18 protein-coding genes are annotated in these 19,542 nt (G+C 67.7%); 15 read left to right on the top strand and 3 right to left on the bottom strand.

Annotation, left to right across the window (positions count from 1 at the left end; all coding sequences use genetic code 11):
- Positions 1–4 precede the first annotated feature (4 nt).
- The 5 genes from cobN (at position 5) to ACWDTF_RS12195 (ending at position 8,531) form a co-directional block, all read left to right on the top strand.
- Entirely contained in the window at positions 5–3,637 is a 3,633-nt protein-coding gene (gene cobN / locus ACWDTF_RS12215) for a cobaltochelatase subunit CobN (RefSeq protein WP_355273299.1), read from the top strand.
- Positions 3,638–3,752: 115 nt separating this feature from the next.
- On the top strand, positions 3,753–4,268 hold the full coding sequence (locus tag ACWDTF_RS12210) for an FxsA family protein (RefSeq protein WP_240857338.1): 516 nt from the start codon (positions 3,753–3,755) through the stop codon (positions 4,266–4,268).
- 36 nt (positions 4,269–4,304) lie between these two features.
- A complete protein-coding gene (locus tag ACWDTF_RS12205) occupies positions 4,305–5,930 on the top strand; it encodes an amidohydrolase (protein ID WP_240857272.1) in 1,626 nt (541 codons plus the stop codon).
- Between the two features lie 170 nt (positions 5,931–6,100).
- Complete coding sequence (lnt, locus tag ACWDTF_RS12200; RefSeq protein WP_355273386.1) at positions 6,101–7,729, top strand: apolipoprotein N-acyltransferase; 1,629 nt, start codon at positions 6,101–6,103, stop codon at positions 7,727–7,729.
- On the top strand, positions 7,713–8,531 hold the full coding sequence (locus ACWDTF_RS12195) for a polyprenol monophosphomannose synthase (RefSeq protein ID WP_240857271.1): 819 nt from the start codon (positions 7,713–7,715) through the stop codon (positions 8,529–8,531). Before lnt ends, ACWDTF_RS12195 begins: the two co-directional genes overlap by 17 nt.
- 19 nt (positions 8,532–8,550) lie before the next feature.
- On the opposite strand, the gene ACWDTF_RS12190 is transcribed toward ACWDTF_RS12195, so the two are convergent.
- Positions 8,551–8,895 (bottom strand): RNA polymerase-binding protein RbpA, encoded by a 345-nt coding sequence (locus tag ACWDTF_RS12190; protein WP_160902307.1) that lies wholly within the window; start codon positions 8,893–8,895, stop codon positions 8,551–8,553.
- Between the two features lie 244 nt (positions 8,896–9,139).
- On the opposite strand from ACWDTF_RS12190, the gene ACWDTF_RS12185 reads away from it, so the two are divergent.
- From ACWDTF_RS12185 to ACWDTF_RS12155, 7 genes are all read left to right on the top strand, one after another.
- A complete protein-coding gene (locus tag ACWDTF_RS12185) occupies positions 9,140–9,421 on the top strand; it encodes a hypothetical protein (protein ID WP_240857270.1) in 282 nt (93 codons plus the stop codon).
- Positions 9,418–10,518, top strand: a complete 1,101-nt coding sequence (locus tag ACWDTF_RS12180) for a DUF475 domain-containing protein (RefSeq protein WP_240857269.1) — start codon at positions 9,418–9,420, stop codon at positions 10,516–10,518. The genes ACWDTF_RS12185 and ACWDTF_RS12180 overlap by 4 nt, the downstream gene beginning before the upstream one ends.
- A 55-nt stretch (positions 10,519–10,573) precedes the next feature.
- Positions 10,574–11,422 (top strand): adenylate/guanylate cyclase domain-containing protein, encoded by an 849-nt coding sequence (locus ACWDTF_RS12175; RefSeq protein WP_355273304.1) that lies wholly within the window; start codon positions 10,574–10,576, stop codon positions 11,420–11,422.
- Positions 11,423–11,626: 204 nt separating this feature from the next.
- Positions 11,627–11,848 (top strand): DUF3263 domain-containing protein, encoded by a 222-nt coding sequence (locus ACWDTF_RS12170; protein WP_240857267.1) that lies wholly within the window; start codon positions 11,627–11,629, stop codon positions 11,846–11,848.
- 239 nt (positions 11,849–12,087) lie between these two features.
- The gene (locus ACWDTF_RS12165) at positions 12,088–12,900 is read left to right on the top strand and encodes a VOC family protein (RefSeq protein ID WP_355273307.1); all 813 of its coding nucleotides are present in this window, start codon (positions 12,088–12,090) and stop codon (positions 12,898–12,900) included.
- A 95-nt stretch (positions 12,901–12,995) separates the two neighbouring features.
- Positions 12,996–14,021, top strand: a complete 1,026-nt coding sequence (locus ACWDTF_RS12160) for an oxygenase MpaB family protein (RefSeq protein WP_240857265.1) — start codon at positions 12,996–12,998, stop codon at positions 14,019–14,021.
- A 12-nt stretch (positions 14,022–14,033) separates the two neighbouring features.
- Positions 14,034–14,378, top strand: coding sequence for a nitroreductase/quinone reductase family protein (locus ACWDTF_RS12155; protein WP_355273310.1), 345 nt, complete (start codon positions 14,034–14,036; stop codon positions 14,376–14,378).
- A 79-nt stretch (positions 14,379–14,457) separates the two neighbouring features.
- On the opposite strand, the gene ACWDTF_RS12150 is transcribed toward ACWDTF_RS12155, so the two are convergent.
- Both ACWDTF_RS12150 and ACWDTF_RS12145 read right to left on the bottom strand, forming a co-directional pair.
- Positions 14,458–15,558, bottom strand: a complete 1,101-nt coding sequence (locus ACWDTF_RS12150) for an NAD(P)/FAD-dependent oxidoreductase (RefSeq protein WP_355273313.1) — start codon at positions 15,556–15,558, stop codon at positions 14,458–14,460.
- A gap of 12 nt (positions 15,559–15,570) precedes the next feature.
- The gene (locus ACWDTF_RS12145) at positions 15,571–16,830 is read right to left on the bottom strand and encodes an esterase/lipase family protein (protein WP_355273316.1); all 1,260 of its coding nucleotides are present in this window, start codon (positions 16,828–16,830) and stop codon (positions 15,571–15,573) included.
- A 94-nt stretch (positions 16,831–16,924) separates the two neighbouring features.
- Here ACWDTF_RS12145 and ACWDTF_RS12140 point away from each other — a divergent pair, with 94 nt between their 5' ends.
- The 3 genes from ACWDTF_RS12140 to ACWDTF_RS12130 all read left to right on the top strand — a co-directional run bounded on the left by ACWDTF_RS12140 (position 16,925) and on the right by ACWDTF_RS12130 (position 19,511).
- Positions 16,925–18,604, top strand: a complete 1,680-nt coding sequence (locus ACWDTF_RS12140) for a phospho-sugar mutase (protein WP_355273319.1) — start codon at positions 16,925–16,927, stop codon at positions 18,602–18,604.
- Positions 18,605–18,694: 90 nt separating this feature from the next.
- Complete coding sequence (locus tag ACWDTF_RS12135; RefSeq protein ID WP_240857336.1) at positions 18,695–19,090, top strand: helix-turn-helix transcriptional regulator; 396 nt, start codon at positions 18,695–18,697, stop codon at positions 19,088–19,090.
- 10 nt (positions 19,091–19,100) lie between these two features.
- Complete coding sequence (locus ACWDTF_RS12130) at positions 19,101–19,511, top strand: VOC family protein (protein ID WP_240857260.1); 411 nt, start codon at positions 19,101–19,103, stop codon at positions 19,509–19,511.
- Positions 19,512–19,542 lie beyond the last annotated feature (31 nt).

Raw genomic sequence — 19,542 nt, 5'->3', positions numbered from 1 at the left:
TCTGATGATCCTGCTGCTCTCGACCTCGGACACCGATCTGCTCACCGCCGCCGCGGCTGCCGAACGGGACGGGGTCGACATCGCCGGCGCGAATCCGTCGCGCATCCTCGCCGACGACATCCCGGACCTGGCCGCAGACGCCGATCTTCTGGTCGTGCGCATCCTGGGCGGGACACGAGCCTGGGAGGACGGCCTCGCCGCGGTGGCCGCGACCGGCAAACCCCTCGTGGTGTGTTCGGGAGAGCAACAACCGGACCCTGATCTGATGGCGCAGTCGACGGTCCCGTCGGGTGTGGTCGCCGAAGCCCACAACTATCTCGCCTTCGGCGGGGTGGAGAACATGGTGGGTCTGCACAACTTCCTGTCCGATACCGTGCTGCTGACCGGGCTGGGGTTCGAGCCGCCGCAGCAGACGCCCGCGTGGGGGGTGCTCGACCGCTCGGCCCGGTCCGATCTGCCCGAGAACGCCCCGCGGATCGCAGTGCTCTATTACCGCGCGCAACACCTCGCGGGCAACACCCGCTACATCGATGCGCTGTGTGGCGCCATCGAGGAACGCGGAGCACACGCCCTGCCCGTCTTCTGCGCGTCGCTGCGTACCGCGCCCGACGATCTCATCGATCTGCTCGGTACCGCCGACGCGCTCGTGGTGACGGTCCTCGCGGCAGGCGGTGCCACCCCGGCCACTGCGTCGGCCGGCGGTGATGACGAGGCCTGGAACATCGAACGTCTTGCCGCGCTGGACATCCCGATCCTGCAGGGGCTGTGTCTGACGGGTTCGCGCGCGGACTGGGCAGACAACGACGACGGCCTCTCGCCCCTAGACGTGGCCACCCAGGTCGCGGTTCCCGAGTTCGACGGCCGCATCATCACGGTGCCGTTCTCCTTCAAGGAGTTCGACGAGAACGGGCTGCCCTGGTATCAGCCCGACCTCGAACGCTGCGCCCGCGTGGCAGGTATCGCCGTTGCGCACGCCCGCCTGCGGTCCATCGTGCCCGCGCAGCGTCGCATCGCGATCATGTTGTCGGCCTACCCGACCAAGCACGCCCGCATCGGCAACGCCGTCGGCCTCGACACCCCCCGAAGCCTCCTGCGTTTGCTGACCGCCCTGCGCGACGCCGGGTACGACATCGGGCCGGAGCGCGGGGAGTCGTCGATTCCCGGTCTCGCCGAAGACGATTCGGACGCCCTGATCCACGCGATCATCGCGGCGGGCGGTCAGGACCCGGACTGGCTGACCGAAGAAGCGTTGTCCGCCAACCCGATTCGTATGTCGGCAGCCGACTACCACGACTGGTATCGCACCCTGCCAGAAGAACTGCGTGCCGGGATGGAGCAGCATTGGGGGCCAGCTCCCGGCGACCTCTTCGTCGACCGCTCCCACAACGCCGACGGCGACATCGTGATCGCGGCACTGACGTTCGGGAACATCGCGATCATGGTTCAGCCGCCGCGCGGCTTCGGCGAGAACCCGGTCGCCATCTACCACGACCCCGACCTGCCGCCGTCGCATCACTACCTGGCGAGCTACCGCTGGCTGGCATCGCAGTCCGAGGGTGCGGGTTTTGCGGCCGACGCGATCGTGCACGTCGGCAAGCACGGCAACCTTGAGTGGTTGCCCGGCAAGACGCTGGGCATGTCGGCCGGATGCGGCACCGATGCGGCGCTGGGCGATCTGCCGCTCGTCTACCCGTTCCTCGTGAACGACCCGGGCGAGGGCACCCAGGCCAAGCGGCGCGCCCACGCCGTCCTCGTCGATCATCTGATCCCACCGATGGCACGCGCCGAGTCCTATGGCGACATCGCCCGTCTCGAACAGCTTCTCGACGAGCACGCCAACATCTCCACCCTCGACCCGGCGAAGCTGCCCGCGATCCGCCAGCAGATCTGGACCCTGCTCACCGCCGCCAAGATGGATCACGATCTCGGGCTCAGTGAACGGCCCGACGAAGAGGTCTTCGACGACATGCTCCTGCACGTCGACGGATGGCTGTGCGAGATCAAGGACGTCCAGATCCGTGACGGCCTGCACGTGCTCGGCGAGCCCCCGCAGGGCGACGCCGAGGTCGATCTCGTGCTGGCCATGCTGCGTGCGCGCCAACTCTGGGGCGGCACCAGCGCACTGCCGGGACTGCGCGAGGCCCTCGGCCTCACCGAGGACGGCGCATCCGCGCGCGGTGACGTGGACGCCGTCGAGGCGCAGGCACGCGAGCTGGTTGCCGCTTGCGCGAAGGGCGACTGGAGCGACGACACGGTCGCTCTGGTGTCCGCGGATCATCCGCCGGCCGTGGCCGACGTACTGCGCTTTGCCGCCCACGAGGTGGTGCCCCGGCTGCGGCAGACCACCGACGAGGTGCCGCGGGTTCTGCACGCCCTGGGTGGCGGTTTCATCCCGGCCGGACCGAGCGGATCGCCGCTGCGCGGTCTGATCAACGTGCTGCCCACCGGGCGCAACTTCTACTCCGTCGACCCCAAGGCGGTCCCGTCGCGGCTCGCATGGGAGACCGGCCGGGCCATGGCCGACTCGCTGCTCGAACGCTACGTGAACGATCACGGTCACCATCCGGCGTCTGTGGGCCTGTCGGTGTGGGGGACGAGCGCGATGCGCACCTCGGGCGACGACGTCGCCGAGGTCCTTGCGCTGCTCGGGGTGATGCCGGTGTGGGACGAGGCGTCGCGGCGGGTCACCAGTCTCGAACTCATCGGCCTCGACGAACTGGGTCGTCCGCGCATCGACGTGACCGTGCGGATCTCCGGCTTCTTCCGCGACGCGTTCCCGCACGTGGTGACCATGCTCGACGACGCGGTCGCGCTCGCCGCGGCGGCCGACGAACCCGACGATCAGAACTTCGTCGCCGCCCACGTGCGCGCCTCGATGGCCGATCACGGCGACCACCGTCGCGCGGTAACCCGAGTGTTCGGGTCCAAACCCGGTACGTACGGAGCGGGACTTCTTCAGTTGATCGACTCGCGCGATTGGCGCAGCGACGAGGATCTGGCCCGCGTCTACACCGAGTGGGGCGGGTACGCCTACGGCCGCGATCTCGCGGGCGTGCCGGCCGTCGACGACATGCGAGCGGCCTACCGACGCATCGCGGTGGCCGCCAAGAACACCGACACCCGCGAGCACGACATCGCCGATTCCGACGACTACTTCCAGTACCACGGCGGCATGGTCGCCACGGTGCGGGCGCTCACCGGAACCGCACCCGAGGCCTACATCGGCGACAGCACCCGCCCGGACGCGGTCCGGACGCGCACGCTGTCCGAGGAGACGAGCCGGGTGTTCCGCGCCCGGGTGGTCAATCCGCGGTGGATATCGGCGATGCAGCGCCACGGTTACAAGGGGGCGTTCGAGATGGCCGCGACCGTCGACTACCTCTTCGGATACGACGCGACCACCGACGTGGTCGCCGATTGGATGTACGAGAAGCTGACCGAGGCCTACGTGCTCGACGAGACCAATCAGGAGTTCATGCAGCAGTCGAACCCGTGGGCGCTGCACGGCATCGCCGAGCGCCTTCTGGAAGCCGCCGAACGCGACATGTGGGCCGCACCGCCCGCCGAGATGCTCGACCAGCTACGGGCCGTGTATCTGCAGACCGAAGGCGATATCGAGGGTCGGGGAGCCGACTGACACCGTTCGGGAGCAAAACCGGGCGGTCGTTCGTTCACCGGGGGAGACTCGAATGCGATCGGATCTCGGCACACCGCGTGCCGACGCCCCAGAGTCGCAGAAAGGCAGGACCATCATGCGCCTGCGTCACATGTTCTTCCTCTACGTCCTCGTCGAGTTGGCGGCGTTCGTCGCCATGGCGTTGACACTCGGCTTCGGTTGGGCGGTGCTCATCAGCCTGGGCGCCGCTGTGCTCGGGTTGGTCATGCTCCAGTGGCAGGGCCGCAAGGTGTTCGGCGAGCTTCGCCGCGCCACCCGCAACGAGGTCGATCCCGCCGCACCGCTGGCCGACAGCGCACTGCTCGCCCTCGCGACCATCCTGCTGATCGTGCCCGGGGTGGTGACCACCGTCGCCGGCGTGCTGATGCTGGCGCCGCCGCTGCGCAAGCTGGCCCGGCCGGCGGTCGTCGCGCTGGGTGCGCGGCGTGCCGCCACCGCGATGGACCGAGCCGGTATCTACGCGACCGGTGTCTACGCGGGTGGTAGGTACGCCGGTCCCGACGTGATCGACGGGACGGTCGTCGACGCGAGCTATGCCGACGAGCGCTTTCCCAACGAGAGGTTTGACCGTCAGCTGCCGCAGGGCCGCTGACCGTCGCCGCCTCGGCGCAGGGCACACTTGACGATCGTGGCGACCGAACTGCTCCTCGGCGGAGCCGTGTACTCCGCTTCCGCGCCCGACGCGACCGCGCTGGCGGTCAGCGACGGCGTCGTGGTCTGGGTGGGCAGTGACGACGTCGGTCGGGCACTGCACCCGGACGCCCAGATCACCGAACTCGACGGGCGCTTTGTGGCTCCGGGATTCGTCGATTCCCACGTGCATCTCACCTCCACGGGCCTCGCGCTGCTGGGTCTGACCCTCAACGACGCCGTCAATCGACGCGATTGCCTCGCCCGCGTGGTCCAGGCCGTGTCCGGTCTCGACGAGGGCGAAGTGCTGTGGGGCCTCGGTTGGGACGACTCGGCGTGGGACGGTGCCGAACGCGCAGACGGCCGATTCCCCACCACGTCCGAGCTCGACGAGGCGGTCGGCAATCGGCCGGTATATCTCACCCGGATCGACGAGCATTCTGCGGTCGCCTCCACAGCTTTGCGACGGCTCGTTCCCGACCTCGCCGACGCTCCCGGATTCCACCCGGAAGAACCGTTGACCGCCGACGCCCACCACCTCGTGCGCGGGGCGGCCCGCCAGCTGATCACACCGGACACCCGTACCCGCGCGCAGCGTCGGGCGCTCGACCTCGCCGCAGCCCACGGGGTGGTGGCCGTGCACGAGAACGGGGGGCCGGATATCAGCGGGCTCGACGACTTCCTCGGGCTCGCCGATCTCGATCATGAGGTGCAAGTGCGCCGCTATTGGGGTCAGTCGGTGACCGATGCCGACCACGCTGCCGAATTGGCGGCGATCAGCCGCGCGGATGGACTGGGCGGAGACCTGTTCATCGACGGTGCGATCGGGTCGCGCACCGCGTGGCTTTCAGCGCCGTACACCGACGATCCGTCGGCCGTCGGCAACTGCTACCTCGATGACGCACAGATACGTGCGCACCTTGCCGCGTGCACCGTTGCCGGCATCCAGGCGGGTTTCCATGTGATCGGCGACGCCGGTACCCAGACGCTGGTGGACGCGCTCGATTCCCTCGCCGACGAACTGGGGACCCCAGCGATCGCGCGATGCGCCCACCGGATCGAGCACGCCGAGATGGTGTCGGTCGAACAAGCCGCGGTGCTGGCGCGGTGCGGTGTCATCGCCAGCATGCAGCCGCTTTTCGACGCGGCGTGGGGCGGGACGGGTGACCTGTACGACCAGCGGCTCGGCCCCGATCGCGCCGCCGGCCTCAACAATTTTGCGATGCTGGCGAAAACGGGTGTCGCGCTTTCATTTTCGTCGGACGCGCCGGTGACGGAGATCGATCCGTGGTCCACAATTCGGGCGGCCGTCCACCATCACCAGGACCACAACGCGATCTCGGCTCGAGGCGCGTTTGCTGCGTGCACCCGGGGTGGCTGGCGGGCCGGTGGCATCAACGACGGTCTCACCGGAACGCTGGAACCGGGTGCACCGGCAAGCTACGCCATCTGGGAGGCCGATCACCTGGTGGTCGCCGGTTCCCACGCCGGGGTGCAGCGCTGGTCCACCGATCCTCGCTCGCGCGTACCCGCACTCCCTGACGTGTCCCCGGGCGCCCGGCTGCCGGAGTGCGTCCGCACCGTCCACCGTGGACGGGTGTTGTACGCCGGGGATGACACATGACCGGCACCGAACCGAGCGCCCCCGCTGATCGAGCCGACCTTCCCGCTGATCGAGCCGCGACCCCCGCTGATCGAGCTGGCCCTCCCGCTGATCGAGCCGGTACCGAGCGCAGCGAGGCACCGTGTCGAGATCACTCAACCGACGACTACGACCACGCCACCTCGGCCCGCATGGATTGGGCCGCGCGCACGGTGCTCTCGGCGGTTGCCGGTGTACTGATGTATGGCGCGTTCCCGCCGCGATCGTGGTGGTTCTGTGCGGTGATCTCCATCGCCCTGCTGTACATGGTCCTGACGATCGGCCGTCCGCGAGTACGTACCGGCGCGTGGCTCGGATTCGTGTTCGGACTCGGCTTCTTCGTGCCCTTGTTGCCGTGGATCGGTGAGTACGTCGGGCCGCTGCCGTGGCTGGCCCTGGCCACCGTACTTGCGGTCTACCAGGCACTTTTCGGTGCGATCGCAGTCCTCACCACTCGGCTGCCGTGTCCGCCGATCTGGTTCACGGCATCGTGGCTGCTGGTGGAGGCGCTGCGATCCGGATTCCCGTTCGGCGGGTTCCCCTGGGGTCGGGTGGCCTTCAGCCAGGTCGACGGCCCGCTGCTGCCGCTCGCGTCGGTGTTCGGGGCCCCGGGTGTGTCGGGTGCCGTGGCGCTCTTCGGATCCGGTGTGGCGTGGCTGGTGGCCGTGCTGATCCGCGCGTATCGCGCCGACGGCCGTACCGACGGACCGGGCATCCGAGTGGCGGCGTTCGCTGTTGTCGTCGCACTGCTTGCTCCGATGGCCGCGATCGCGCTGACCCCGGCCACTCTCGACCGGAACGTGTCATCGTCGTCGACCAAGATCGCGGCGATTCAGGGCAATGTGCCCAGGCTCGGGCTGGAGTTCAACGCGCAGCGCCGCGCTGTCCTCGACAACCACGTGCGTACCACCTTCGCCCTGGCGCAGGCGGTGAACACGGGCCGTGCCGAACGTCCCGACATGGTGTTCTGGCCCGAGAACGCCTCCGACATCTCGCCGTTGGACAACTCCGACGCGGCTGCCGAGATCACCGCGGCGTCCGTCGCCGTCGGTGCGCCCATCCTGGTCGGCACCCTGTTGCGCAACGGAGATGGTCGGCCCACCAACACCGTGCTGGTCTGGGATCAGCAGCGAGGTCCGGTCGACCGGTACGACAAGCACATCGTGCAGCCGTTCGGCGAGTATCTCCCGTGGCGGCCGTTCTTCCGCATGTTCTCGTCCTACGCCGACCTGGCGGGCAACTTCCGCCCCGGCGAGGGCCGCTCTGCCGTCACGGTGCCCACCGCATCGGGGACGGTCGACGTGGGCATCGCGACCTGCTGGGAGGTGGCCTTCGACCGAGCCGCGCGCGACGCGGTGGACGACGGGGCGCAGATCCTGTTCGTGCCCACCAACAACGCGACATTCGGGCGGTCGACGATGACCTACCAGCAGCTGGCGATGTCGCAGTTGCGCGCTGTCGAGCATGGTCGGGCGGTCGTGGTCGCTGCGACAAGTGGGGTCAGCGCGCTCGTCGAACCCGACGGCACAGTCGCGTCACAGTCCGGCATCTTCCGTCCCGCCATCTTGGCGAGTCGTCTACCACTGCACGAGGGAAAGACGATGGCAACAAGGCTGGGTGCCTGGCCACAGGCGGTGGCCGTGATCGTGGCGCTGGTGGGGCTTTTGTTCGCGATCGGATGGCGTACTAGGTTCACTGTCGGGAACGGAGTTGTCCGCCGACCACACGAGGACGCACATACGGCGTCGGGAACAAAGGAGCTTGATGGCAGCGGGGACTGATGCAACGTCCGGGCGCAACGGTCCCGACGACGCATCCCGGCAAGTCGTCGGGAGCGACGGTGCGGGTGCGCTCGTGGTCATACCCACGTTCAACGAGCGCGACAACCTCCCGCTGATCGTCGGCCGGCTCCGCACTGCGTTGCCGGGCATCCACGTTCTGGTGGTGGACGACTCCAGCCCGGATGGCACGGGTGACGTCGCCGACGATCTGGCCGCGCGCGACGACAAGTCTCGAATCCAGGTGCTGCATCGTGTGGAGAAGGACGGTCTGGGGCGTGCGTACCTGGCCGGTTTCGCGTGGGGACTGGATCGCGACTACCAGGTGATCGTCGAGATGGATGCCGACGGCAGTCACGCCCCTGAGCAGTTGTCGCGGCTGCTCGACGCCATCAACGACGGCGCCGACCTGGTGATCGGGTCACGCTACGTGCCGGGCGGCAAGCTGGTGAACTGGCCGCGGCGCCGGGAGTTCTTGTCGCGCGGCGCCAACACCTACGCGCGGTTGGCGCTCGGGGCCCGGGTGCATGACATCACCGCGGGTTTCCGTGCCTATCGCCGCATCGTGCTGGAGAAGATCCAGTTGGACACGGTGGAGTCGGCCGGTTACTGCTTCCAGATCGACCTCGCGTGGCGATCCGTACGCGCCGGGTTCGACGTGCGTGAGGTTCCGATCACCTTCACCGAACGGGAAGTCGGCGAGTCCAAGATGAGCGGCGGTGTGATGACCGAGGCGTTCACGATGGTCGCGCGCTGGGGCATCCAGAGCCGTCTCGAGCGATGGGGTGTCGGCCGCCGGCCCTGAGCTCGCCGGCGGCCACCACTTAGTTCGTGACGCCCTTGCGACGCTGCTTGAGCAGTTCGAGGCGCTCGTTCAGCAGCACTTCGAGTTCTTCTTCGCTGCGGCGCTCGAGGAGCATGTCCCAGTGGGTGCGCGGCGGCTTGGTCTTCTTCTCCTCGGGCTCGGCGCCCTCGAGGATGGTGCCCTCCATGCCGTTCTTGCAGGGCCACTTCGACGGCACCTCGGCGTCGTCGGCAAAAGGCACGTCGAAGATCTCGCCGTTGTCGGTGCGGTACTGGACAATGCGACGGGGCGCGAGGTCGTGGTCGCGATCGGTCTCGTAGCTCACCGCACCGAGGCGGCTACCCCGAAGTACTCGATCTGCCATGGAATTGTCCTCCAGCTTTCGTCGTCGGCTGTTTCTGGTTCTCTTCTGCTCCGCCTGGAATCCGTCCCAGCGGGGGTCGCAGGCGGCATCGGCCGCTGCGACGGACGTCAACAGGCCCATTCTACCCGCCCGACACTCCGTCGAACGTCGGGCGCGCAGGCCCGGCCATCCGCGGTACGTTTGCCGGGTGGAATCCGTCCGACGCCGTGAACGTCCGTACGCGTGCGCGTGGTGCGGTCGAAGCATGGTCGATTCCGAGATGGGCCGACGCCGCAAGTACTGCAAGCGGTCGTGTCGGCAGCGCGCCTACGAACAGAGAACGCTCGTCGAGGGCACGGCTATTCCCGCCGACGCGATCATCTTGTCGGCGGCCGAAGGGGCTGAGCTGGGGGATCGGCTGTTCGCATTGCGGTGTGCCGCCGAGGACCTCGGCACCGCCCTCGCCGAGCGGGCCGATCACGCGACACTGGCCGAACTTGCCGCCGAGGTGCTGAACCTCGCGCGAGAAGCCGAGAAATTGCGTTGATCGTTCGCGTCTTCGGGTTGTCCGCACTGGTGACCCTGGCGTCGCTGGCGGCGGCCTTCGCCTACCGCGGCTGGACCGGCCTCGCATTGTGCGCGATCCTCGGCATCCTGGAGGTCTCGCTTTCGTTCGACAACGCGGTGATCAACGCAACGGTCCTCGAGCGCATGAGCGACTTCTGGCAGCGCATGTTCCTCACGGTCGGCGTGCTCATCGCGGTCTTCGGGATGCGGCTGTTCTTCCCGCTGGCGGTCGTCTGGGCCACGGCGGGACTCGCTCCCGCCGAGGCATTCCGGCTGGCCATGAATCCGCCGCCCGACGGCGCCGACCACTTCGCCGACGGCAGCCCGAGCTACGAGGTCATTCTGCAGGAGGCGAATCCGCAGATCGCCGCCTTCGGCGGGATGTTTCTGCTGCTCCTCTTCCTGAACTTCGTGTTCAGCGACCGCGAGCGCACCTGGTTGACGTGGCTCGAACGGCCACTGGCGGCGATCGGAAAGCTCGACCAACTCGCCGTGGTCATCGCGGCAGCGACGCTGCTCGCCGTCGCGGAATTCCTGGCACCCGACGACAAGGTCGCCACCGTGCTCGTGGCCGGACTGCTCGGCCTGATCACCTACATCCTCGTCGACGGCCTCAGCTCGTTGTTCGCGATCGACGGTCCCGACCACGACGGGACCGCCCCACCCACTGCGGTCACCAGGGCAGTCGGTAAGGCGGGCTTTTTTCTCTTTCTCTATCTCGAGATCCTCGACGCCTCGTTCTCGTTCGACGGCGTGATCGGCGCGTTCGCCATCACCTCCGACCCGATCCTCATCGCCCTCGGCCTCGGCTTCATCGGCGCGATGTTCGTCCGGTCGATCACGATCTACCTGGTGCGCCGGGGCACGCTCGCGCAGTACCGCTACCTCGAGCACGGCGCCCACTGGGCGATCGGGGCTCTCGCAGTCATCCTTCTGCTCAGCGTCAAGGTGCACATTCCCGAATTGGTCACGGGACTCATCGGCGTCGCCTTCATCGGCGCTTCGCTCTTCAGCAGCATTCGCGCCAATCGGCGTGAGGCCCAGACGGTTCATGCCACCACGGGCTCGATCGGCTGAAACGTTGCGCCCACAGCCGGACACGTCCTCGTCGGATATCCGTACACTTCGGTGCGTGGTCGCCAACGACGAGCCCCCGACGCGCGACAACCGTGATCTCGGTCGGCGATCCGATGCCCCGCCTGCTGGGGCTTCCGACGAACCGGGTCCGGCCCGTCGAGCCGCACAGTTCTTGGCGCGCACCAATTCCAGCGGGGGAGCGGTCAAGGCGGCGCAAGCGGTCCGACGGCTTCTTCCCGACGCCCCGCCACCGGTCTCCGGCGATCGTGCGTCGGCTCGCCTGGCGCGCCTCATCGCAGAGGCGGGGGCCGATCGTCCCAGCGCGGTACGGGAGCTGGGCCTGGCCTCCGTCCAGATCTGGCAGGCGCTGGTGCGTCGGGGAATGCGAAGCGACGACCGTCCGGTGTCGGCGACGATTCTGTTCACCGATCTGGTCGGATTCTCCACCTGGGCGCTGCGGGTCGGCGACGAGCAGGTCCTCCGCTTGCTGGCCGAGGTCAACGAGGCGACCCGGGAGGTGGTGGTCCGACGGGGCGGAAAGATCGTCAAGCACCTCGGGGACGGCGCGATGGCGGTGTTCGCCGACGGCACCCAGGCCATCGAGGCGGGATATGAGGCGATCTGCGCGGTGAGTGCCCTGACGATCGACGGGTACCGGCCGCAGTTGCGGGCCGGCCTGCACACGGGCGAACCTCGCGCGGTCGGCGACGACTATCTGGGTGTCGACGTCAACATCGCGGCACGAGTCGCCGCGGCTGCCGGTGCCGGGGAGTTGCTCGTGAGCGCCGACACGCTGGCCGTCGCCGACGACGACAACTACGTCAAGCGGCGTCGTCGTTTCAAGGCGAAAGGTGTGCCGTCGGACCTGGAGGTTTTCTCGGTCATTCCGCGCTATTCGGACTGAGATCGCGGGCTTTTCGCCGTCCGTTCATCACCGCTTCGACACGTTTGAGATCAGTGTGGGTTGTCGCCTGTATTCCTGTGCCCGACGGGTGTACAAAGGACGTCGATGGGGCCGTGACGCTCGACTGCGACGAGGCGACGCCGGTCCCAACAGCACCGGAAGATCGGGTGCTCGGAACAACTCTGGCGGTGGCGCACGGTGACAATGGACAACAAGCAGCAGCAGATGCTGCAGTTCGAGACGAGTTGGTACCCGCTCGGCGGTGGGTCGTCGCGTGAGATCGGCGAACAATTCGGTCTGTCTGACCGCGACTTCTTCTCCGAGGTCGGCCGGCTCGTGGAGACAGAACCGCCAGAAGCGTTGAGCGGGTCCGAACTTCGGCGGATGCGTGAGGTCATCCGGCGGCGCCTGTGGATGGCCCGCTGAGCGGTGACCCCGTTCTCCGACGACGAACTCGGGGAGTTCTACCGCGACATCGAACGACGCACCGCCGGTGAACGCCCGCCGCGGCGGCCTCGTGTTCCGCAGCCCACCCACATACCGTGTCCGACTCCTGACAAGAGCGACTTTTCCTCCTCGACGGAGGTTGCCGACGCCCTTGATCGGGCCCGGCGCGAACGGCCGCGCGGACCCGACCTGCGGTCGTATCACTGTGTCTGCGGCGCGTGGCACATCACCAGCTCGCCACCACGTCCGGCACTCGACGACCCGACGGCGCGGCGAACCGGCCGAAAGAGCTCCGGACGCAAGGGCGGGCGCAGGCGATGAACCCACTCGAGATCAGGGGGGCCCGAGTCGATCTCGCGCACGCGAACGCACCGTGCGCAGCTGCCCACGCGACACTGCTCGCGACCGAGACCGAGCGTCTCGTGCGTGGCAACACGAGAATCCAGGCGGTGCCGGCGACGTCGACACATGCGGTGATGCTGGAGGTCGATGACGTCGACCCGGCTGCGCGGCAGCTCGGTCGTCGTGGGCTTGCGCTCGAGGCGGCGGACAACTCGCAACGAGCCGTGGGATTTCCGTTGGGCATCACCACATTCGTTCCACGTCCGGTGACCGCTGCCGACGATGACATCTCGGGTCTCGACCACCTGGTGTTCATGTGTACGGGACGCGATCGGGCGCTGGCACTCTTCGGCGCGACATTCGGTCTCGATCTCCGGCTCGACCGAGCCATCGCCGAGGACGTGCATCAGCTCTTCTTCCGCGCGTCGGACCTCGTGTTCGAAGTGATCGCGAACGACGGCGCACCGCTCGATGCCGCCGATGCCGTAGAGGGTGCCGTCGACGAGGCACCGGTTTCGCTGTGGGGGCTCGCGTGGCGATCGGTCGACATCGAACGCAGCCACGCACGCCTCGCCGACGCCGGCATGGAGGTGACCGAGGTCCGCCCGGGACGCAAACCCGCTACCAGGATCTTTACCGTGTCCGAACCCGATCTCGGGACTCGGACCGTGGTCATCGGCCCGGCCTGATACGGGAAACACTCTCGAATACGAGAATTCGTTCTCATTAACTGACGGGTCATGTAATCTGACTACATTCGTTGTCCGATCGCCAAGGGAGCATCATGACCGCGGTTCACGAGCAGTCCAGCGCCGACGAGGCTGTCGCGTCACCGCCCAGCACCGACGATCGGCTCGCCGGTGGCGACCACCTCATCAACAACCGCGACGACGAGATCGAGCTGGTGCCTGCCGACTCGTTGACCGCGGACCTCGCCGGTCACCTGACCTTTCTGCCGGTGAACGGCGCTGCCTTCGTCATGCAGGTGATGCATCCGGTCATCGGTGATGTGGTCGACAAGTACTCGGTCTTTCGCACCGACCCACTCGGGCGGGCCATCCGCTCGACGGACTCGGTGATGCGCTGGATCTACGGTGGCCAGGAGGCGATCGAAGAGGGCAAACGGCTCCGAAAGCTGCATCAGCCCCTGCAGATGCGCAACAAGGCGGGCAAGCACATCAGCGCACTGAATCCCGAGGCCTACCAGTGGGTCATCGCGACCGCGTTCCCGACGCTGCTCAGCGCCGCACCGCTGCTGGTGGGCCGGGAGTTCAGCCGCGACGAGCAGCGTGAGCTACTCGTCGACAACCGGCGCATCGCCAAGATCGTGCAGGTCCCGATGCGCGGGTATCCCGAGACGGTCGAGGAGTTCGACGAATACTTCGACGACTTCATCGAGAACAAGCTGACCCGGCATCCGGTGGCGGTCGAGCTCATCGAGCAGATGCGCGCAGCGCCGCCCGTGCCGCGCGCGGTTCCGCGCGCGATGCGGCCCGCGGTGAAGCGGGTTGCGACGACCGCTGCCGCTCCGATGCAGAAGTTCAACTACCTCACGACGGTGGGGGTGATGGATCCGCGTGTGCGCGAGATCTTGGGCCTGTCCTGGAGCGATCGTGAGCAAAAGCAACTCGAGCGGATGCACACCGTCCTGCGTGGGTCGTATCGCGTGCTGCCCGAGCGTCTCACGTACTTCCCGCTCGCGTATCACGCCCGCCGGCAGCACGCCGCGATCCAGGCGATGAAGCGTCGCGAACAGAAGGGTGCGGCGTTCATCAAGCCCAGCGGGGATGCACCCGACCCGCATGCGTGATACGAATCCGGCGTGAGCCTTTTTCAGCAAGCTGCCCGGGTCAACAACGCGATCACGATCCCGATCCTGAAGCTGCCCTTCATCCGCGAACGAGCGGCACGCACGATCACCGTGCTGCGATACACCGGACGACGGTCGGGCAAATCCTTCGAGTTGCCCGTTGCCTATCGACGTCACGGCGACGAAGTCAACATCGGCGTTGCGATGCCCGACCGCAAGAACTGGTGGCGCAACTTCACCGGCGAGGGCGCACCACTGACCCTGACGCTCGAGGGTGAAGAGCACAGCGGCCACGCGGTGAGCACCCGCGACGAGAAGGGTCAGGTGACCGTTCGCGTCACCCTGGCCGCCGCGTGAAGGCAGCGGACGTCCCCGCCTGAGTGAGTCGGATCGACCAGCGGGGGGTCGCTCGCCGACGCCCTACCGCCGGATCACGTCAGGAGGCGGTCAACTCGTCTGCGACGTCGTCGGCGAGGGCGAGGCAGGACGTCAGGCCTGGTGACTCGATACCGAACAGATTCACCAGACCCTCGACGCCGTGCGTGCGCGGACCCTGGACGAGAAAATCCGCGGTGGGTTCACCGGGCCCGCTGATCTTGGGTCGAACGCCCGCGTAATCGGGTGTCAGCGAATCGCGGGGCAGCGCAGGCCAATACCGGATGATCGCATCCTCGAACGCGCGTGCGCGCGTGTCGTCGACGACATAGTCGACCGCGTCGGTCCATTCGACGTCGGGACCGAACCGCCCGGTACCCCCGAGGTCGAGCGTGTAGTGCACACCGAGTCCGCCGTCGACGGGCAGCGGGTACACGAGATGTGAGAACGGCGCGCGACCCGATTCGAGCCGGAAGTAGTTCCCCTTGGCCAGATATCTCGGTGGGATCGGTAGTTGCGCACCGGACAGTGAGCGTGCCACGTCCCAGGCGCCCAGTCCGGCGCTGTTGATCACCATGCCGCACGACACCTGTTGCGTCCCAGACAATTCGACGGTGATCCGGAACCCGGCCACCGAACCGCGCAGAAACCGGGTCCGCAAGGCGACCGCGCCGCCGGCGTCCTCGAGGTCGCGTCGCAATGCGTGCACCAGACCGGCGCTGTCGACGATGCCGGTCGATCCGGAGAGCAACGCGCCCGCCCCCGACACCGCTGGTTCGAGGTCGCGCAACTCGGCCACGTCGATCTGTCGCAAGTCGTGGACCCCGTTGTCGACGCCCCGACGACGAACACTGTCGAGCGCCGGAATCTGGTCCGGCGTCGCGGCCACGATCAGCTTGCCTACCCGCCGGTAGGGCACATCCCGGTCGGCGCAGTACCGGTAGAGCAACTCGCGTCCGCGGACGCAGAGTCGAGCCTTGCGGCTCTCGGCGGGGTAGTAGATCCCCGCGTGGATCACTTCCGAATTGCGTGCGCTCGTACCCGTTCCGACGTCGTCGGCGGCCTCGACCACCACCACCTCGAGCCCGGACTGAGCGAGCCTGCGCGCAATGGCGAGTCCGACGACGCCGGCTCCGACGACAAGGCAATCCACCCGTTCCACGGCGTCATCTTCTCAGGCGGTTCTCCCCACCGGCAATTGCGGCCGCGGTGCCAGTTGCGCACGCATCCAGCGGTAGATCGATTCGTTGTTGAGCAGCGTGAAATGATGCGCACCGCCCACATGGAGTCCGTCGTCGACGCGAAATCCCCTACGCCTGGTGCGGCTTTCGCCACGCCCGCTCGGGATCAGCACCAACCCGTCACCGATGACTCGGCCCACCGGATGTCGAGGATCACGCGTCACCGAAGCCGTCACATAGAGGTGCCGTACGCCGGGCGCCAACGGTATGTCGGCGCCGGGTGCCTGCCGCAGTACATCGGGCTCCGCCCATCGCCAGTCGTCGTCGATGAGGTTGCCGTGAAACAGATCTCGCACGCCGACACTCCGTCGGCGGAGCAACTCGCCGAACGGACGCGTCACCGGCACCGAACGCAGCGCTGCGGTGGCAGCATGCACACCGCGCGCCAGTGGTGCTCCGTGATGCGGCGTCCCGAGGCTCACGGTGTGCCGAAGTACCTCGGGCCAGTACGCGCCCGACTCACTCGCGGCGTGGCACGCACTGCGAATCACGAGCCCGCCCATGGAATGACCGACCAGCGTCAAGGTGGTGACCGGGGTCGGCCACAACAGCACGAGCCGATTCAACAACTCCGAGAGGTCGCGTCCGTTGTCGCTGATGTGCCGACCGGTGTTGTACCGCACGAAGATCGGTGTCGCGCCCAGGTCGCTCTGGAGTCGTCGGCCATAGGTGGCGCGGGCCTCGCGGCGCCACGCATGCTCGGTCTCCATGAGCCCGTGGAGGAAGACGACGAGGTGGCCGGTGGGGTCCGGAAACGCTCGCACCAGCGCATCCGTCGACACCGCGACCGGCTCGCCGTGGACGCGTACATCCATGCCCGGGGCGAGCGGAGATCCCGCAGCTTCGAGTTCGTCACCGATCAGTCCGTTCAACACGCCGATCATCGCCGCACCGCGAGGTGTGGCCGACGGCGCCCGCCCGGGTGTGTCGAGCAGTCCGCCGGCGATGTCGGCGGCGACCTCGAGGCTGCTCGCGACTGCGGTGTACACACCGCCCGCCACCGCGTCGTGAGCTCGATGCGACGGCTGCGTCCACGCGCGCAGCGGTGTTCGCGCGAATCCCGAGAAGACTCCGTCGGATACCAAGCGATGGACCGCAGCGATTCCCCGGGTGGCTCGGCCCAGTTCGGTGAAGCCGAGACGGCCGACGGCCCGTACCTCGGCCCGGCGGGCATCCTTGCGCAGCTGCGACATACTTCTGAGTGTACATCTGTTCACTGAATGCGCGGGCGTCTGCGGGCATTGATACGGTCGGCGGGTCGATCTGGCTGACGAGAGGATTCATTCGGTGAATGGCGTCGTCGAACGCGCGCAGCAATGGTTGGCACACGATCCCGATCCCGCCACGCGGGCCGAACTCGCGACTGTGATCGACGCGGCGACTCGTGGACACGCAGACGCTGCCGCCGACCTCGCCGACCGCTTCTCCGGCCCCCTGGAGTTCGGCACGGCCGGACTGCGCGGGGCCGTCGGCGCAGGTGAATCCCGGATGAATGTGGCGGTGATCGTGCGGACGACGGCGGGCTTGGTGAGCTACCTGCGCGACGTGGCCGGAGACGACGCCCGCGTGGTGGTCGGCTGCGACGCGCGCCACGGCTCGGCCGATTTCCGGAATGCGGCGCTCGGCGTGCTCGATGCCGCCGGTGTGGACGTCATCGCACTACCACCGCGGTTGCCCACGCCGGTGGTCGCGTACGCGACCAGAGCGTTGAACTGCGACGCGGGGATCATGATCACCGCATCGCACAATCCCGCCGCCGACAACGGCTACAAGGTGTACCTCGGTGGGCGGGCGGCCGACGCCGCCGGCCGCGGGGTCCAGATCGTTTCGCCCGCCGACGCCGACATCGCGCGACACATCCACGCCGCGCCGCCTGCCGACAAGGTGCCCATGAGCGACGCCGCGTCGAGAACGCAGGTAGCCGATGACGTGGTCGACGCATACATCGACCGCGTCGCCAGCCTGCGATCCGCGATCGCACCCTCACCGGTGCGTGTGGTGCTGACACCCCTGCACGGCGTCGGGGGAGAGATCGCCACCCGGGTTCTGACGAAGGCGGGTATCGCCGATGTCCACCGGGTTGTCACGCAGTTCAATCCCGACGCCGACTTCCCAACCGTCGCCTTCCCGAATCCGGAAGAGCCCGGCGCGCTCGACGCCGCCATCGCCCTGGCCCGCAAGACCGTCGCCGATGTGGTTGTCGCGCTGGATCCGGACGCGGATCGCTGCGCGGTCGCGATTCCCGGTCGAGACGGCCGATGGCGGCAGTTGTCCGGCGACGAGGTCGGTGCGCTGCTCGCCGAGCAAGCGGCCACCGATCCCGACCGAGCCGGAGACACTCTGGCCTGCTCGATCGTCTCGAGCCGCCTGCTTGCGCACATCGCCGAGTCCCACGGCTTGCGCCACGCGGTTACGCTGACCGGCTTCAAGTGGATCGCCCGTACGCCCGGCCTGCGGTTCGGGTACGAGGAGGCCATCGGGTACTGCACCGACCCGGACGCGGTGCGAGACAAGGACGGGATCAGCACGATGATCCGTGTCCTCACGCTCGTGGAGACTGCGGCCGCCGGCGGGCGCGCCCTCGACGACCTCCTCGACGATCTCGCCCGCCGACACGGTGTGCATGCCACCGGGCAGTTGAGTTTTCGAGTGGAGAACACCGACACCATCACCGAGGTGATGCGCAGGCTCCGGCGCGACGGCATCGACCGACTCGCCGGATCAGCGGTCACCGAGGTGGTGGATCTGGCAGACGGCGGTTCGTTACCGCCTACCGATGGGCTCGTCTTTCACACCGCAGACGACGATCGTGTGATCATTCGCCCGTCGGGCACCGAGCCGAAGTTGAAGTGCTATCTCGAGGTCGTGCGGCCCTGCGACGACGCTGCCGCGCCGATTCCGCTTGCCGCGGCCCATAATCGGCTCGCGACCCTTCGGCGCGATGTCGCCGCGGCGCTCGACCTGTGAGCGCACCTGTTCCGAAGCCCCCGATCGCATGGCACGATCGAAATTGTGACCAGCACCGGCTCGCAGCAACGTCTCCGCGATCTCACGGCGATGCGCCGGGTCCGTGATCGGATCGACCGCGACTACGAGCAGCCCCTCGATGTCGAAGCCCTTGCGCGCGGCGTACACATGTCGGCCGGACACCTCAGTCGTCTGTTCCGTGCCGCCTACGGCGAGTCCCCGTACTCGTATCTGATGACGCGGCGGATCGAACGGGCCATGGTGCTGCTGCGGCGCGACGACATGACCGTCACGGAGGTGTGTTTCGCCGTCGGCTGCTCGTCGCTGGGCACCTTCAGTACGCGGTTCACCGAACTGGTCGGCATGTCGCCCAGCACGTATCGCCGCGAGCACACCACGGGCGTCGGAGACCTGCCCGGGTGCGTGGCCAAGCAGGTCGGCAGACCGATCAGGAATCGAGAAGCGTCGAATCTCCCCGGTCGCTAGCGTGGCAGACATGGACATCACCATTCACGCCAGTTTCCTCCCACAGAACGACCCAGAGGCCGCGATCGCCTTCTACCGCGACACACTCGGTTTCGAGATCCGAATGGACGTCGGCTACAACGATTTACGGTGGATCACCGTCGGACCGCCCGACCAGCCGGACACCTCGATCGTCCTGTATCCGCCGACCGCGACTCCCGGTATCGGCGACGACGAGCAGCGCGTCATCGCCGAGATGATGGCCAAGGGCACCTACGGCAGTCTGCTCCTTGCCAGCGCCGACGTCGACGCCGCCTTCGAACGCATCGCGGCCCGCGAGGCCGAGGTGGTACAGGAGCCCACCGACCAGGACTACGGTGTTCGCGACTGCGCCTTTCGTGACCCGGCCGGCAACATGATCCGCATCCAGCAGCGCCCCTGAAGCCCACCGTTCCGCAGACCCGACAGGACCA

The organism is Gordonia sp. NPDC003422 (assembly GCF_053588675.1).
This window is presented reverse-complemented; position numbering and strand designations above follow the sequence as displayed.

Coding starts and splice junctions, on each gene's coding strand:
- cobN (WP_355273299.1), top strand. CDS start 5: ATGATCCTGCTGCTCTCGACCTCGGACACCGATCTGCTCACCGCCGCC.
- ACWDTF_RS12210 (WP_240857338.1), top strand. CDS start 3,753: ATGCGCCTGCGTCACATGTTCTTCCTCTACGTCCTCGTCGAGTTGGCG.
- lnt (WP_355273386.1), top strand. CDS start 6,101: ATGGATTGGGCCGCGCGCACGGTGCTCTCGGCGGTTGCCGGTGTACTG.
- ACWDTF_RS12195 (WP_240857271.1), top strand. CDS start 7,713: ATGGCAGCGGGGACTGATGCAACGTCCGGGCGCAACGGTCCCGACGAC.
- ACWDTF_RS12190 (WP_160902307.1), bottom strand. CDS start 8,895: ATGGCAGATCGAGTACTTCGGGGTAGCCGCCTCGGTGCGGTGAGCTAC.
- ACWDTF_RS12185 (WP_240857270.1), top strand. CDS start 9,140: ATGGTCGATTCCGAGATGGGCCGACGCCGCAAGTACTGCAAGCGGTCG.
- ACWDTF_RS12170 (WP_240857267.1), top strand. CDS start 11,627: ATGGACAACAAGCAGCAGCAGATGCTGCAGTTCGAGACGAGTTGGTAC.
- ACWDTF_RS12160 (WP_240857265.1), top strand. CDS start 12,996: ATGACCGCGGTTCACGAGCAGTCCAGCGCCGACGAGGCTGTCGCGTCA.
- ACWDTF_RS12145 (WP_355273316.1), bottom strand. CDS start 16,830: ATGTCGCAGCTGCGCAAGGATGCCCGCCGGGCCGAGGTACGGGCCGTC.
- ACWDTF_RS12135 (WP_240857336.1), top strand. CDS start 18,695: ATGCGCCGGGTCCGTGATCGGATCGACCGCGACTACGAGCAGCCCCTC.
- ACWDTF_RS12130 (WP_240857260.1), top strand. CDS start 19,101: ATGGACATCACCATTCACGCCAGTTTCCTCCCACAGAACGACCCAGAG.